This window comes from Methylophilus luteus (assembly GCF_042676265.1).
In the GTDB taxonomy this organism is placed as follows: Bacteria; Pseudomonadota; Gammaproteobacteria; order Burkholderiales; family Methylophilaceae; genus Methylophilus; species Methylophilus luteus.
The window spans coordinates 1,150,740-1,166,388 of record NZ_JBHTKB010000001.1; the positions used below are offsets into that span (position 1 = coordinate 1,150,740).

Here is a 15,649-nt window from a genome sequence, read left to right on the forward strand (position 1 = left end):
TAGAAATCAGGGTTTAATCGTCAGCCGGTTTCATGCCGGTTTGTGCATGGTTGCGTGCCTGCACGGCCGGCGCCATGCCATCGCGCTCGGCATCCAGCGTTTTGTTGATCTCTATGCCTTTGCGATAGTAATCGTCTATAGGCGGGTCAGGATGGGTGATCGCCAGATATAGCGTGATAAACGAAGCCACCACCACCAGTGCCGGGCCGCCAATAATCAACCAGACATAGGGGTTCTGGTACCATTTTTGTGGATCGACCATCTGTGTTCCTTTATGCATCATGCTTTGTGCCACTTTGCTTTACTCCGTTGGTTCGCCGTTAATTAGCGCTGAGCCATTAATGACTACGTGAATGACTGCATTAATTACTGGGTACGATAAATACAGATTTTTCCCTGATGGTTTCTTTGGCCTGAATATCGGTCATCTCAAAGAAGATCTTGTGTGAACCGGCGCGTGTCTCGCCATCCGGCAACTGCACCTCAACAATGACATTACGCTTCTCAAAAGGTTTAAGCGCTTTGATCTGCTGCGCATTATTATCAGAAAAATGAATGGCCAGCTCAGGTAAACCAGTGACTTTCAGGTCATAATCCCGCACTACTTCGGTCTCGTTTTCCAGCTTGAGGTTATAGACGTTCTCTATCTTGCCATCATTGCTGTAACGCGCCATCACCGCGCGGTCACGCAACACATCCAGCCTGAAATCCGGTTTGTAGTAGATACCTACACCCATACCTAGCACCATGGTCATCAGGATAGTGGTATAGATCAGCACACGCGGCCTTAATAAACGCGCCCACATCTGCTGGCGCGACCAGCGATTATCCATGCCATTTTGCGTGGTGTATTTAATCAGGCCTCTGGCGTAGCCCATTTTTTCCATGACATCATCGCAGGCATCGATACAGGCACCGCAACCGATGCACTCGTACTGCAAGCCGTTACGGATATCGATACCGGTCGGGCACACTTGTACGCAGATATTGCAATCGATACAACTGCCCAGGCCATTGACGTTTTCACTGGCTTTTTTCGAACGTGCGCCACGCGGCTCACCGCGCGCTTCATCATAGGTCACCGTCATGGTGTCGCCGTCAAACATAGCACTCTGGAAACGTGCATACGGGCACATATATTTGCAGACCTGCTCGCGCATGTAACCAGCGTTGCCATAGGTGGCAAAACCGTAAAAACATACCCAGAAAGTCTCCCAGCCACCGGCCTGGAATTGCATCAGGCTGGGCACCAGTTCACGCATGGGGGTAAAGTAGCCGACAAATGTCACGCCCGTCCATAAGCCAAAGGTTATCCAGGCAAACTGCTTCAGCGATTTACGCGTGACCTTGTTCAGGTTCCACTTGCTGTCATCCAGGCGCATGCGCGCAATGCGGTCGCCTTCTATCTTCTGCTCCATCCACATATAGATCTCGGTATACACCGTTTGCGGGCAGGTGTAGCCACACCATAAGCGCCCGGCGATGGCAGTGAACAGGAACAGCGAAAGCGCAGACACGATCAGCAGAAACGCCAGGTAGATCAGGTCTTGCGGATGAAAGATCAGGCCAAACACATAAAAGCGCATGCCTTCGAGGTCAAACAGCATGGCCTGGCGGCCATCCCATTGCAACCAGGGCACACCATAGAAAAACAACTGCGTGGCCCACACCATCACCCAACGCCAGTTGTTATAAAGACCGGAAACGCTGCGGGCGTAAACCTTATCTTCAGATTTATAAAGCGAAAAAACCACCTCCTGCTCAGGAATGGTGGTTATTTTCACAGCATTTTTTCCAATGTCACCCATGGATTTCTGCATGCCTTACTTGTTAGAAAGACCCCAGACATAAGCCGTCAGCAGATGGATCTGCTCAGGGCTAAATTTTTCTTCCCAGGCTGGCATCTGGTTGGTTTTACCTTCGTGTATACGCTTGATAATGGCCGCTTCACCCTGGCCATGCAACCAGATGTTGTCTGTCAGGTTAGGCGCGCCTATCATCTGGTTACCTTTACCTTCAGGGCCGTGACAAGCTGCACATACCACGAACTTATCCTTACCGGCGTTGGCACGACCGGAGTCATGTATGCTGCCAGACAGGCTTAACACGTAGTTAGCCACGTTTTTAACATCTTCTTCGCTACCAACAGCGGCTGCCATAGGCGGCATCATGCCTATGCGGCCTTCGGTGATGGTTTCCTTGATTCTTTCAGGGCTGCCACCGTATAACCAGTCGTTGTCTGACAGGTTAGGAAAACCGCGGCTACCTTTGGCATCTGAACCATGGCAGGCTGCACAATTGTTGAGGAAGATACGTTTGCCGATATCGCGTGCTTCAGGGATCTTGGCGACATCTTCTACTGACATGGCGGCATATTTGGCATACAGCGGCGCAACTTTTTCGTTGTTTTTAGCCACTTCAGCTTCGTACTGCTTGACGCCAGTCCAGCCAAACTTGCCTTGATACTCACCCAGACCCGGGAACAGGTACAGGTAAGCCAGACCAAAGATCACCGTGATGATAAACAAGCCTACCCACCACATAGGCAAAGGATTGTTCATTTCCTTGATGCCGTCCCACTCGTGGCCATTGGTATTATCACTATCCAAAGTCACTTTTACGCGGCTAGCGAAAATCAGCAAGCCGACACAGAATGCAATCCCACCCAGGGTTATGGTCGAAATCCAGATCGGCCAAAATCCACTTACAAAATCACTCATGATGTTTTTCCCTTAAACCTTTACGCACACAGTCCACTAGTCTTCATCGAACGGCAGGTTCTGCGCGTCCTTGAACTGTGCGGAGTTACGATTGCGCCATGCCCACACTGCGATCACTACAAACAGGACAAAGGTGAGTAATGTAAACAGTATGCGTAATATGCTGATGATATCCATGGCGCGTCTCCTTATTTGAGGTGTATACCCAACACTTGCAGGTAAGCCACCAGTGCATCCATTTCAGTTTTACCCTTAATGGCCGCACCACCCTCTTTGATCTGTTCATCGGTGTAAGGCACGCCTACTTTACGCAGGGCCGCCATATGGTCACCAATGGTGGTATCGTCAACCAGGTTTTCATTCAACCAGGGATAAGCTGGCATGATGGATTCCGGAACCACGTCACGCGGCTGGTTCAAGTGCACACGGTGCCAGTCATCAGTGTATTTACCGCCTACACGATGCAGGTCAGGGCCAGTACGCTTGCTACCCCACTGGAACGGGTGATCGTAAACATATTCACCAGCCACTGAGTAGTGACCGTAACGCAGCGTTTCAGCATGGAAAGGACGTATCATCTGTGAGTGGCAGTTGTAGCAACCCTCACGCTGATAAATGTCACGGCCAGCCAGCTGTAATGCAGTGTATGGTTGCAAACCACGGATAGGCTCTGTCAGTGTCTTCTGGAAAAACAAAGGCACGATTTCTGCCAGACCACCAAAAGAAATGGTGATTAAAGTCAGCACGATCAGCAGAAAGTTATTGGTTTCTATCTTCTCGTGCAGATTGCCACTATTGTGTTCATGAGATGCCATGATGTATTCCTTAAGCGTGTGCAACCACAGCCGGTATTTCTACCGTTGCTGGTTTGCCGCTGGTTGCTGTTTTGTAGGTGTTCCACAACATGATCACTAAACCGCTCATGTAGAGGAAACCACCGATCGCACGTGTGAGGTAGTACGGGAATTTTGCTTTTACGCTTTCAACAAAGGTATAAGCCAAAGTACCGTCAGCGTTCATCGCACGCCACATCAGGCCTTCCATCACGCCAGAGATCCACAACGCAGCGATGTACAGCACCACACCTATCGTTGCCATCCAGAAATGCACTTCGATCGCTTTCACGCTGTACATCTGTTTCTGGCCGAACAGGCGCGGGATCAGGAAGTACAGTGAACCGATGGAAATGAAACCCACCCAGCCCAGGGCACCAGAGTGCACGTGGCCTACTGTCCAGTCAGTGTAGTGAGACAAAGCGTTCACAGTCTTGATCGCCATCATCGGGCCTTCAAAGGTACTCATACCGTAGAAAGACAGTGAAACGATCAGGAAACGCAGGATAGGGTCAGTACGCAGTTTGTGCCATGCGCCGGACAAGGTCATGATGCCGTTGATCATACCGCCCCAGCTAGGTGCAAACAGGATCAGCGATAACACCATGCCTAACGACTGGGTCCAGTCTGGCAATGCGGTGTAATGCAGGTGGTGAGGACCCGCCCACATATAAGTAAAGATCAGTGCCCAGAAGTGCACGATAGACAAGCTGTAAGAATACACAGGACGCTCGGCTTGCTTAGGCACAAAGTAGTACATCATGCCCAGGAAACCCGCTGTCAGGAAGAAACCAACCGCGTTGTGACCATACCACCACTGCACCATCGCATCTTGCACCCCTGCATAAGCAGAGTAAGACTTGAACCAGCCAGCAGGAATCGCCGCACTCTCAACGATGTGCAACAAAGCCACCGCCAGGATAAACGCACCGTAGAACCAGTTAGCCACGTAAATGTGCTTGACCTTGCGGATACCTATGGTACCGAAGAACACGATGGCATAAGAGATCCACACCACAGCGATGAGGATATCGATAGGCCATTCCAGCTCGCCGTACTCTTTACCCTGGGTGTAACCCAAAGGCAGGGAGATAGCCGCAGCGACGATCACCGCTTGCCAGCCCCAGAAAGTAAAGCTCGCCAGTTTATCGCTGAACAAGCGCGTCTGGCAGGTACGTTGTACGACATAGTACGAAGTCGCAAACAAAGCACAGCCGCCAAATGCAAAAATCACCGCATTGGTATGCAGTGGTCTCAGGCGGCCGAAAGAGGTATATGACAAGCCCAGGTTTAAATCCGGCCACACCAGCTGGGACGCAATGATCACGCCCATTAATGTGCCAAAAACACCCCAAACCACTGCCATGATTGCGAATTGGCGCACTACTTTGTCATTGTAGGTCGCAGCCTTCACGGTTGCATCTTGCATGGATTTCTCCCAATCATTAAAACAAACACCCAACATGAAAAAACTACTTTTTTAGATACACACCCAATATCGCACACATTACATGGCGAGCATTTGACACATATCAATCCTGCTCTAGTATTCGGGACCCTTCTTCTTCCAGATCCTCAAATTGTCCTGTATGGATGGCCCACCAAAAGCCACCCAGAATCACAAACACCAGCAGCACTGCCAGTGGTATCAACATAAATGCTATTTCCATAGAGCTATGCCTGACCTTTCTGCCAACGCGACTTGTCCCAATCGGTCAAGCGCAATGCATTGAGCAACACCAGCAGCGAACTGGCCGCCATGCCTAAACCGGCCAACCAGGCTGGCAGCAGGCCCATGATCGCTAAAGGCACACCGGCAGCGTTATAAAGCGCCGCCCATAACAAATTTTGTTTGACGATGAGGATGGTTTTCTTGCAGTGCGAAATGAGCGAAACCAGCACTCCGATATCATTGCCCAAAATCACCATATCGGCTTGTGCCTGCGTCAAAGGGACGCCGGTACCCATTGCAATAGAAGTATGCGCTGCAGCAATGACAGGGCCGTCATTCAAACCATCACCTACCATTAAAACTTTCCGCCCCTGTTGTTGCAGCAACATCACGTGTTGCAGCTTATCTTCTGCTTTTTGCAGACCTGACGCACTCTGAATACCGAGTTGTAATGCCAGATTTTTTACCGGCGCTATTCTATCACCAGATAACAGTTGAATATCAAGCCCTTGTGAAATTAATTGTGAAATCGCCGCCTTGGCATGTGGCTTCACTTGCTCGGCCAAGGTGAATCTGGCGACCATCACATTGCCAGCCATCAGATACACCTGGCGCTCTGCCCCGCTCTCTGCTTCTACCACGCCGCTGAACTGCGCATTACCGAGTCTGACTGCTACGGCAGTATCAGCCTGGGTATCCAGCGTAGCTGAAATACCGCCACCGACCACTTCCTGCCAGTCATGCATGACCAGGTCAGTGAGGGCATCTTGTTCTACCGCATAAGTATGCAAAGCCTTTGCTACCGGGTGCAGAGAGTCGCGTGTGATCGATGCCAGCATATCCAGAATTAAGGTGTTACCCCAATCCGCATGCGTTTCTGCCAGCTGCACTTGTTGCAGGTTTTCGGTCAGCGTGCCGGTCTTATCAAACACTATGGTGTCGATTTCGCTGATGGCCTGTATCGCCTGCAAGCGGCGTATCAGTACGCCACCTTTGGCAAAGGTGCCAGCACTGGCCAGCATGGCCGCCGGGGTCGCCAGCGACAATGCGCACGGGCAGGTCACTACCAGCACCGCCACGGCAGACATCACCGCTTTGGCCGGGTCTACAGACCACCAGTACACCACCGCCAGCAGCGCTGCCAGCAATACGCCCCACAGAAAAGGTTGCGCGACTTTGTCTGCCAGCAGGGCGATGCCAGGTTTTTCAGTCGATGCCGAAGCCATCAGATTGACCAGCGCATGGTATTGCGTGCCCTCACCCACCTGCTCGACCTGCATTTCCACCACTGAAGTCAGGTTGCCGGAACCGGCGATCACCTGTGCACCGGTGGCTTTCATCACCGGCTCAGATTCACCGGTCAGCATGGATTCATCTGCACTGGTATTGCCGACCACCACTTTGCCATCGGCGGCGAACACTTCACCGGGGCGCACAAACAGGATATCGCCGACATTGATATTGCTGGCAGCGATCTGCACCCACTCGCCGGCCTGGTTTTTCTTGAGCACGGCATTGGGCAAGCGGCGCATCATGTTTTCCAGCGCGCCAGCGGTACGGTTGCGCAGTTTCACATCCAGCCAGCGCCCTATCAGCAGAAAACTGACAAACATGGTGAGTGAATCGTAATACACCACATCGCCCCACCAGCCGCCAGGCGCAAACGTCGCCAGTGTGCTCATGACAAATGCGGCGATGATACCCAGCGACACCGGCACATCCATGCCCAACTGGCGCTGCCTGAGGCTGGCCCAGGCTTGCGACAGGAATGGCGTCGCCGAGAACAGCATCACTGGCAAGGTCAGTACCCAAGAAGCCCATTTCATCAGTTGCACCATATCCGGCGCCATGTCGTTGCTGTCAGCCGTATAGGTCGGGTAGGCGTACATCATGACCTGCATCATGCAGAAAACCGCGACCACCAGCCGCCACAGCATCTTGCGCTGCTGTATGGTTCTATCGGTGATGGCGTTGTACTCGTTGAGCGGCAAGGCGGAATAGCCTATCTGATCCAGATCGGCAAACCATTGCGAAGGGGAGATCTTTTGTGCATCCCAAACCACACGCACGCGTTTGGAAGCAGCGCTGGCATAGACGGCAAGGACGCCGGGGATTTGTTTGATGTTTTGTTCTATACGCCCGCTACAGGCGGCGCAATGCATGCTTTCGACCCACACATGCGAGGTCCAGATATTGGAAGTGCTAGACTCACGCTGGCTAAAACGCTCCCATTCAGACTGGATATCCAGCCCTTGCCAGGGATTTGCGCTGCTCACAACCTGCGACTTTGCCATTGCAATATGGACCATTCGTGAAACATTATACAACTTTATATTATATGATTGAATATAATATAAATCAATGTCTTAGCTGATAGTTGAAACGTAGATTAAGCCCGAAAACGGCTGCCTGTTACTTGATTCAGCGCAAACATCTGCTAGCAGAGCTAACGCTGGCATAGCAAATGCCGGAGCAATCGGCTCCGGCATGCCCTCACATTACTTCACGCGCATGCCTGGCTGCGCACCACTGTCTGGCGACAGGATATAAGGCCCGCCGCGCTCGTCACTGGCTGCCAGCACCATGCCTTCACTCATGCCGAATTTCATCTTGCGTGGCGCCAGGTTAGCGACCATGACGGTAAGCCTGCCGACCAGGCTGGCAGGGTCATAAGCAGACTTGATCCCGGCAAAGATCTGGCGAGGGTTTTCTTCGCCTATATCCAGCATTAACTTCAGCAACTTTTCTGCACCTTCCACATGCTCGGCACTGACGATCTTGGCAATGCGTAAATCGACCTTGGCAAAATCATCGATAGAAATATAAGCGCCCTCTTCTGCAGCCTGGCTGGCTGGCGCAGGTTTGTCGGCCTTTGCTGCAGCTGGTGCCGGGATTGCCGCCGCAGCCTGCAGGTTGTCCTTGTTAGCTTCTACCATGGCTTCGATCTGCTTGCTTTCCAGGCGCGTCACCATATGGCTATACGGCTGTATGCTTTGCGAGCCCAGGCCAAAAGCCGCATCCGCCCATTGCAAAGGGGCTACGCTGAGAAAAGCTTCTACCGCCGCTGCAATATTCGGCAGCACCGGTTTCAGGTAAATGGTCAACAGACGGAACATTTCCAGCGCGTTGCTGCAGATCGCATGCAACTCCGGTGCTTTGCTGTCATCTTTAGCCACCACCCACGGCGCCGCTTCAGCCACATAAGCATTGGCCGCATCGGTGAGTTTCATGATCTCGCGCAAGGCACGCGCAAAATCGCGCGCAGCATACGCTTCGGCGATGGCCGGTGCCGCAGCGCGCATATCATCGATCACCGCATGCTGGGCAGGAATGATCTTGTTATCGAACTTTTTGGCAATGAATCCGGCAGTACGGCTGGCGATATTGATATATTTACCCACCAGATCACTGTTCACGCGCGCGACAAAATCTTCCAGGTTCAGGTCTATATCTTCCATGCTGCCATTCAGTTTGGCCGCATAGTAATAGCGTAAATACTCCGGATTCTTGACATGATCCAGGTAACTGCGCGCCGTGATAAACGTGCCGCGTGACTTGGACATCTTCTCGCCATTCACAGTCAGGAAACCATGCGCAAACACCTGCGTAGGCGTGCGGTGACCTGAATATTCCAGTGTCGCCGGCCAGAACAAAGCGTGGAAATACAAAATATCCTTACCGATAAAATGATACAGCTCGGTGGTGGAATCCTTTTTCCAGTATTCGTCAAAATCCAGTCCTGCCTTGTTGCACAGGTTCTTGAAACTGGCCATGTAACCAATCGGCGCATCCAGCCACACGTAGAAATACTTACCTGGTGCATCCGGGATCTCAAAACCGAAATAAGGCGCATCGCGCGAAATATCCCAGTCAGACAACTTGTTCTCGCCCGCTTCGCCCAGCCACTCGTTCATCTTATTGGCAGCTTCAGCCTGCAAAGTGCCTGATCGCGTCCAGTCACGTAAAAAGTCTACGCATTCACTTAACTTAAAGAAGTAATGCTCGGTCTCTTTACGTACCGGTGTCGCTCCGGACACTGCGGAATAAGGATTGATCAATTCTGTCGGGCTGTAAGTGGTCCCGCAGACTTCACAGTTATCCCCATATTGATCTTTGGAATGACACTTAGGGCACTCACCTTTAATAAAACGGTCAGGCAGGAACATGCTTTTGACCGGGTCAAAATACTGTTCTATGGTCTTATTGGCGATCTTGCCATTGGCTTTCAGCGCACGGTAGATATTGCCGGATAACTGGCGGTTCTCTTCAGAATTGGTCGAATAGTAGTTATCAAACTGCACCAGAAAATCGGCGAAATCCTGGCTGTGCTCCACATGCACTTTTTCGATCAGCGCCTCAGGCGTGATGCCTTCTTTTTCTGCACGCAACATGATAGGCGTGCCATGCGTGTCATCCGCGCAAACATAGTGCACAGTATGGCCCTGCATTTTCTGAAAACGCACCCAGATATCGGTTTGAATATATTCAACCAGATGCCCCAAATGGATACTGCCATTGGCATAAGGCAAGGCGGAAGTCACCAGAAGTTTGCGTGTCATGAAAGCAAGACCGAAAGTAAAAGGAGCTATTTTAGCAAACCGGCGAGCGTTTCTGCGACATTTATGCGGATAATCGCCGGCAAACAGCAATTGGCTAAATTACACCAACATGGCTGTATACAGCCAGTCAGATTTTTTTAGCCATTACGCCTGCGCTTAAAACTAGATTTGAAAACAATCAGTTATCGTTAAACCGGCCATCTGCCTGCCCCCGGTACAATCCTTGCCTTAGATTCAGACTTACTATTCACTCGCAGAGTCAAGATGTTCTGGCACGGTATCAATCTACATTGGGCGTACACCACACTGCTACCCGGCATCCGGCGCAAAACCCACTGCCAGCATCAGGCCAAAGACATTCTGCATGATGGTTTTTTGCGCTTTGCCTTGACCACCAGCCCCAACCGCGAGCAGGAGCCGCACGCCTACCTGCGCACCATAGTGCAGAACCTGATCCTGGAGCAACACCGCAAGCAAAGCTACTTCGCCGACTACCAGCAACAAATCGATCTCGAAGAGCCGGCCACTGTTTCAACCGAACACTTGGCCGATATCAAGCAGCGCCTTGAGCTGGTCACGCAAATCATCCAGGACTTACCGCCGCGCTGCCGCCAGGTGTTTATCATGTACCGCATTGAAGGCTATGCGCAGAAAGAGATCGCCAGGGAGCTCAGCATCACCCTGAATATGGTAGAGCGCCACCTGATACGCGCTTTGCTGGATATACGCGCCGCCCGTGAGCAGTTCCTCAAATAAGCATGCAGACGCAAAAGAAAATCAGTGAAACCGCCGCCCGCTGGTTTATCCGCATGCAGGAAGCCGCACCCGATGCGCCTGAACGCAGCCAGTTTGAAGCCTGGCTGCTGCAACACCCCGCGCATCAAAAAGAATATTTAAGCATCAGCGATGCCTGGCAAGGCCTGGATTCAATGAACGAGTTGAAAACCATGGCACAAGCCAAACAGGCCGATGTGTTCTTCAAGCAAAGCGAGCGCAAAAAAACCACGCGCAAACTGGTGGGCACCCTCTCCGGCTGTATGGCATTGCTGTTTATAGGCTGGGCCGGTTACCAGCAATATCAAACCTGGCAAGCAACGCCTACCCTGCAACTGGCTTCAGAAACCACGCGCGCGCAACTGGTGACTCAGACACTGGATGACGGCAGCCGTGTGACCCTGAATGCCAACACGCAAATTGAAATCAAGTACTACCGCAACCAGCGCCATATAGCTCTGCTCAAGGGCGAAGCCATATTTGAAGTGCAACGTGACGCCGAGCGGCCGTTTGTGGTGGAAACTGACCGCATTAAAGTCACCGTATTAGGCACGCGTTTCTCCGTCAACAAACTCAGCCGTTTAGAACGCGTCAGCGTAGACCACGGCAAAGTAGAAGTCGCTTCCAAAACTGGGGAAGAAAAAATCATCCTGCAAAATAACCAGGTCGGTGAGTTCAAGCAAACCAGATTACAACCACGTACCAATGTATCGGCACAGGATTACTTCAAATTCACCAGCGGCACACTGGTCTTTAATCAGGCTGAACTGGCTGAGATCGCAGAAACTCTCACGCGCTACAACCCCACACCGGTGCTCGCCGATGGCTTGTCCAAAGACCATATCAGCGCAGTCGTAGCCGTGAAAGATACCAATAACTTTATCTCCACCCTGCCACGTATCGCCAATATCCGTATCAAGCAAACATCCGCAGGCACACTGCTAGAAACCACCCCGGCAGCTAAATAATTAGCCAAAGCAGTTAGCAAACACCAAGCGCCTAACAATCTTTTGCAATTGGCATATCAGGATTTTGATTCCCCGTGCATTAAGGCAATAACAAGCCAAGCAATAACGAGGAAGTCCTGATGCAACGATCCAAAAAAATCATTCTGAGCGCAGCGGTAGCTGCATGCTTTGCCAGCAACCCGTATTGGCGCGCGCCCTTGCAGGCAGCAGAGCTCAATACCAACATTCCAAAATCAGATGAAGAGATTGTTCTCGGGCAAAAAATCACGGTAAATTTACCGGCCCAACCGCTTGCGGCTTCGCTCAAAGCACTCAGCGCCAAAATAGGCTTGAACATCACTTATAACGATAAACTGGTATCTGACAAACAAGCACCCGCGCTAAGTGGCTCAATGCGCAGTAAAGAAGCGTTGCAAAAGCTTCTGGCAAATACCGGGCTTGAGGCAAAGCTGAATGATCAAACACTTTATATTCAGCGTATTCCAATGCGCGCCGAAGACAAAAGCGTAGAGATTGATAAGGTTGAAGTCAGAGCAAAGAAGTTTTATGAGATTGGCCCAATGCCAGGCCTGGCTTTGACAAAGGAAGAAATTCCAGGCAACGTACAAAGCATTTCAGCAAAAGAAATTAAAGAATCACATTCTGTAAGCATCAGTGATCTGATGAATAGAAACTTGCAGTCTATCTCCGTGAACGATTACCAAAGCAATCCTTTTCAGATGGATGTTAACTATCGTGGATTTACTGCATCTCCACAGTTGGGAACAGCACAAGGTATTTCGGTATTTTTCGATGGAATTCGAGTTAATGAACCATTTGGAGATGTTGTGAATTGGGACATGATCCCAATGAATGCTTTAGCCGGAATCGATGTATTCCCAGGGTCAAACCCAATTTTCGGACTAGGGACTCTTGGCGGCGCAATTTCCATGCGCACTAAAAGCGGCTTTGACGGAAAAAGCCTGGATGCAGAAGTGTTGACCGGCGCTTTTGGACGCAAACAATTACAGATATCCGCTGGCGGAAACAATGGAGTAATTGCAGGTTTTGTATCTGGCAATTTCTTTCTAGAAGATGGTTGGCGTAATGACTCTCCCAGCAAAGTGAATCAGGTATTTGGTAAGGCTGAATGGCAGAACGACCGTGCGCGCTTAGGACTATCCATGCTGTATGCCGGCAATAAATTGACTGGCAACGGCTTGTTACCGCAGCAAATGGTAGATCAAAACCCTAAGCAGGTTTACACCTCACCGGATGAAAGTAAGAATGATTTGTTCCAGTTTCAATTGAGTGGTATCTGGGATGTAACAGATACCTTCAATATCACAGGCCAGATTTATAAACGAAATAGTAAACGTAAAACAAGCACATCAGATGTGAATGAAAACTTTGGTGGTACTCGAGGCCGCTCCAACCTGGCAACGGTAAGGGATCGTAACCGTCAGCTTCTGTCTGGATTACGCGATGAAAACCGCGACGGAAAACCTGACTACAATAACTATGCCATGAATGTAGCTTCCGACGCAGCTGATAACCCTTTAGCTACTGAGGAAGTTTTAGACGGTTCTGGAAATGTCATAGACATAAAAGTAGTTCCATGTACCGACCCCAGCGCACCTTGTGCCAGTCGTCTGATTTATGGCACCAACTTTGGTACTCAAGCGCAATATCTCGATGAAAATAATCAATGGCAAAATGTTACCGATCAAGATAGGGTCACTGCGGCAGATGGCTCAGGCAATCAAGTATGGAAGTGGACTTATCACCCGGCTATTAACACAGAAAATATTCAAGAAGACCCTTCGAATGCTCCCCGTGTTTTCAATGAACCAGTGACTGCAGAGTATGACCAGTTAGTTCGCTTTGCTAATGCAAATTATGGCTTATTACTTGCTGGTCTGAGTATTGGTAGCTTAGGTGGAAGGCTACAATCAAACATTCCACATCCTGGTACAGGGGCTCCAACTTATAATTACAACATTGGCAACGCAATGGGCCTCGCAGGGACAGATGGTAGTTACACCGATAATGAAGGGTTCTACCATTACTTCCAAGAGCTATATACGCCAATTAATAGCGCAAACTTAACCAATCCAATTACTGCGGTAGGTGGATTATCAACTATTGCTAGTATTGGGCCTCTTGCAGTCGATTCAGCCGGAAACACGATATATCGCGATGGAGCAATGGGAGCAGCTAATGGCTCGCTGGATAGCGGTTATATGGAAGGCACTCCAACTGCAATTTTCACAGATACAAACATCGATCAAGCAGGCACGGGCGGTGCGTTACAGCTGAATTGGAACTTGGATAAACATAAAGTGATGGTGGGAAGTTCCATTGACAAATCAGATAGCCTTTATGATAGTAAACAATATCTAGGTTTACTGGACTCAAATCGCCATGGTTTTGTAGCGCCTGATTTGTTAGGGTGGGAATATTACGCGAATAGTCCAGCTTTTGGCGTTGGTCTAAATGACTTTAGTGGCAAATCAATGACCAAAAGTATTTATGCTAGTGAGACTTGGTCGCCTACAAAAAACTTGAGCATTACAGCAGCTGCTCGCTTTAACCATACAGCAGTAGAAAATAAGCTTGCAGTAAATGCGTTAACATCATTTAGTGATGTTAACTCGATTCTTAATTTTCTTAACCTCATTAATTTATGTACTGACAACGACAACAACGGTACGATTGACGCCAGTGAATGCCCCAATGGCTTAGATGGAAATATAGTACCTTTCAACCCTGCCGTATTACCTTCAACGGCTCAAGGACAAAACGTCGGCGATTTCAGGCCGCCAGAAACAGATAAATTCAAATATCGTTCTTTTAACCCATCCCTAGGGATTACTTGGCAAGCACGTGAAGACTTAAATTTATACGGGAATATTGGGCGCGGCGCAAGAACACCAACAGTCATAGAATTGGGTTGTGCATTCGATCCAAGACCTCTTCCAGGAAGTAACATACCTCGCTCTATTGAGGAGCAAAGAACCTGTACATTGCCAGGAGCGTTATCGGGCGACCCTTACTTGAAACAAGTACGCTCCACCAGTTATGAGATAGGTGTACGCGGGAAGCTAGCAGATAATATCGAATGGAATACCAGCCTCTACCGTACTGATTTGACTGATGACATCTATTTTGTAGCAGTAAATGCCACTGATAGCTTTTTCCAGAATGTTGGAAATACACGCCGCCAAGGTTTAGAGCTGGGTTTAAAAGGCAAATGGGGAAAAGCTCGTTTTGGTTTTAATTATGCATTCACAGATGCGACTTTCCAATCAGCCATTAAGTTGGCTAGCCCTCATAATAGCTCAGCTGACCCTCGTGAAATCATAGATGATGGTGGGGTTAATAACGTCGGCCAGCCAATTGATATATTAAATCCGGATTATCAGCAAATAAAAGTTAAACCAGGAAATCGTCTTCCAGGCATTCCTTTACACAATCTAAATTTCAACTTTGCATACGAGATAACCGACAACTGGACAGTTGGCTTGAATGCGATAATGCATTCAAGCGCTTTTGTTCGCGGCAACGAGAACAATCAACATCGTGCAGGCCCTGCTGAGCCACTTGTACTTATTTGCCCTGCAATCCCGGGACAGCCAGCTTCCGGAATTTGCCCTGTAGCACGTGCTGATTTTGGAGATGGGAAAACATCAGGGTATACCGTCTTTAATTTTCGGACCAGTTATAAGATTTCCCCGGAATGGACTTTTGGCATGCAGGTAAATAATTTATTTGACAAAGACTACGCCAGTGCTGGACGACTTGGTTTAAATGCATTTTCACCTTCGATTCGTGGCGTGATAGGTGAAAGTGGTTTTAACTACAACAGCGCTGACTGGCAAGGCAGTAGCTTTCTGGGTACAGGCGCACCTCGCTCTGCTTTCGTTACTTTGAGCTATGAGTTCCAACCTAAGAAATTAGATCTTATAGAATGACTTTTCCAAATTATCCAAACTACAATATTGGCTGATATTAGCCAATATTGTAGTGCGGTAACCATTTATTTAAGATGGACTTAAACGCAAACGCATGAAAAACAAAGGCTTGCAAAGAACCCTCAACACGGCATAAATATTGCAGTAAATACTACTCAATACACTCCACT

The 15,649-nt window shown here is 49.6% G+C and carries 12 protein-coding genes; 3 read left to right on the forward strand and 9 right to left on the reverse strand.

The window, feature by feature from the left end:
• Positions 1–13 precede the first annotated feature (13 nt).
• From ACFQ1Z_RS05220 to metG, 9 genes are all read right to left on the reverse strand, one after another.
• Positions 14–262, reverse strand: a complete 249-nt coding sequence (locus ACFQ1Z_RS05220) for a FixH family protein (protein WP_379056151.1) — start codon at positions 260–262, stop codon at positions 14–16.
• 100 nt (positions 263–362) lie between these two features.
• Positions 363–1,808, reverse strand: a complete 1,446-nt coding sequence (gene ccoG / locus ACFQ1Z_RS05225; protein ID WP_379056152.1) for a cytochrome c oxidase accessory protein CcoG — start codon at positions 1,806–1,808, stop codon at positions 363–365.
• Positions 1,809–1,823: 15 nt separating this feature from the next.
• Positions 1,824–2,720 carry a cytochrome-c oxidase, cbb3-type subunit III gene (gene ccoP, locus ACFQ1Z_RS05230; protein ID WP_379056153.1) on the reverse strand — a complete coding sequence of 299 codons (897 nt, stop codon included), beginning with the start codon at positions 2,718–2,720 and terminating at the stop codon, positions 1,824–1,826.
• A gap of 36 nt (positions 2,721–2,756) precedes the next feature.
• Complete coding sequence (locus ACFQ1Z_RS05235; protein ID WP_379056154.1) at positions 2,757–2,897, reverse strand: cbb3-type cytochrome oxidase subunit 3; 141 nt, start codon at positions 2,895–2,897, stop codon at positions 2,757–2,759.
• Between the two features lie 11 nt (positions 2,898–2,908).
• Positions 2,909–3,535, reverse strand: coding sequence for a cytochrome-c oxidase, cbb3-type subunit II (gene ccoO / locus ACFQ1Z_RS05240; protein ID WP_379056155.1), 627 nt, complete (start codon positions 3,533–3,535; stop codon positions 2,909–2,911).
• Between the two features lie 10 nt (positions 3,536–3,545).
• Positions 3,546–4,982 carry a cytochrome-c oxidase, cbb3-type subunit I gene (gene ccoN / locus ACFQ1Z_RS05245; RefSeq protein WP_379056156.1) on the reverse strand — a complete coding sequence of 479 codons (1,437 nt, stop codon included), beginning with the start codon at positions 4,980–4,982 and terminating at the stop codon, positions 3,546–3,548.
• Positions 4,983–5,085: 103 nt separating this feature from the next.
• On the reverse strand, positions 5,086–5,223 hold the full coding sequence (ccoS, locus tag ACFQ1Z_RS05250) for a cbb3-type cytochrome oxidase assembly protein CcoS (protein WP_325240666.1): 138 nt from the start codon (positions 5,221–5,223) through the stop codon (positions 5,086–5,088).
• Between the two features lie 4 nt (positions 5,224–5,227).
• Positions 5,228–7,501: a heavy metal translocating P-type ATPase gene (locus ACFQ1Z_RS05255; protein WP_379056158.1), complete on the reverse strand. Its 2,274-nt coding sequence runs from the start codon at positions 7,499–7,501 to the stop codon at positions 5,228–5,230.
• Between the two features lie 222 nt (positions 7,502–7,723).
• Positions 7,724–9,784 (reverse strand): methionine--tRNA ligase, encoded by a 2,061-nt coding sequence (metG, locus tag ACFQ1Z_RS05260; protein ID WP_379056159.1) that lies wholly within the window; start codon positions 9,782–9,784, stop codon positions 7,724–7,726.
• Between the two features lie 264 nt (positions 9,785–10,048).
• Between metG and ACFQ1Z_RS05265 the strand changes: the two genes are divergently transcribed.
• The 3 genes from ACFQ1Z_RS05265 (at position 10,049) to ACFQ1Z_RS05275 (ending at position 15,479) form a co-directional block, all read left to right on the forward strand.
• Positions 10,049–10,540, forward strand: a complete 492-nt coding sequence (locus ACFQ1Z_RS05265; protein WP_379056160.1) for an RNA polymerase sigma factor — start codon at positions 10,049–10,051, stop codon at positions 10,538–10,540.
• A 2-nt stretch (positions 10,541–10,542) separates the two neighbouring features.
• Positions 10,543–11,526, forward strand: coding sequence for a FecR family protein (locus ACFQ1Z_RS05270; protein ID WP_379056161.1), 984 nt, complete (start codon positions 10,543–10,545; stop codon positions 11,524–11,526).
• Between the two features lie 119 nt (positions 11,527–11,645).
• The gene (locus tag ACFQ1Z_RS05275) at positions 11,646–15,479 is read left to right on the forward strand and encodes a TonB-dependent receptor domain-containing protein (RefSeq protein ID WP_379056162.1); all 3,834 of its coding nucleotides are present in this window, start codon (positions 11,646–11,648) and stop codon (positions 15,477–15,479) included.
• The last annotated feature ends 170 nt before the right edge of the window (positions 15,480–15,649 follow it).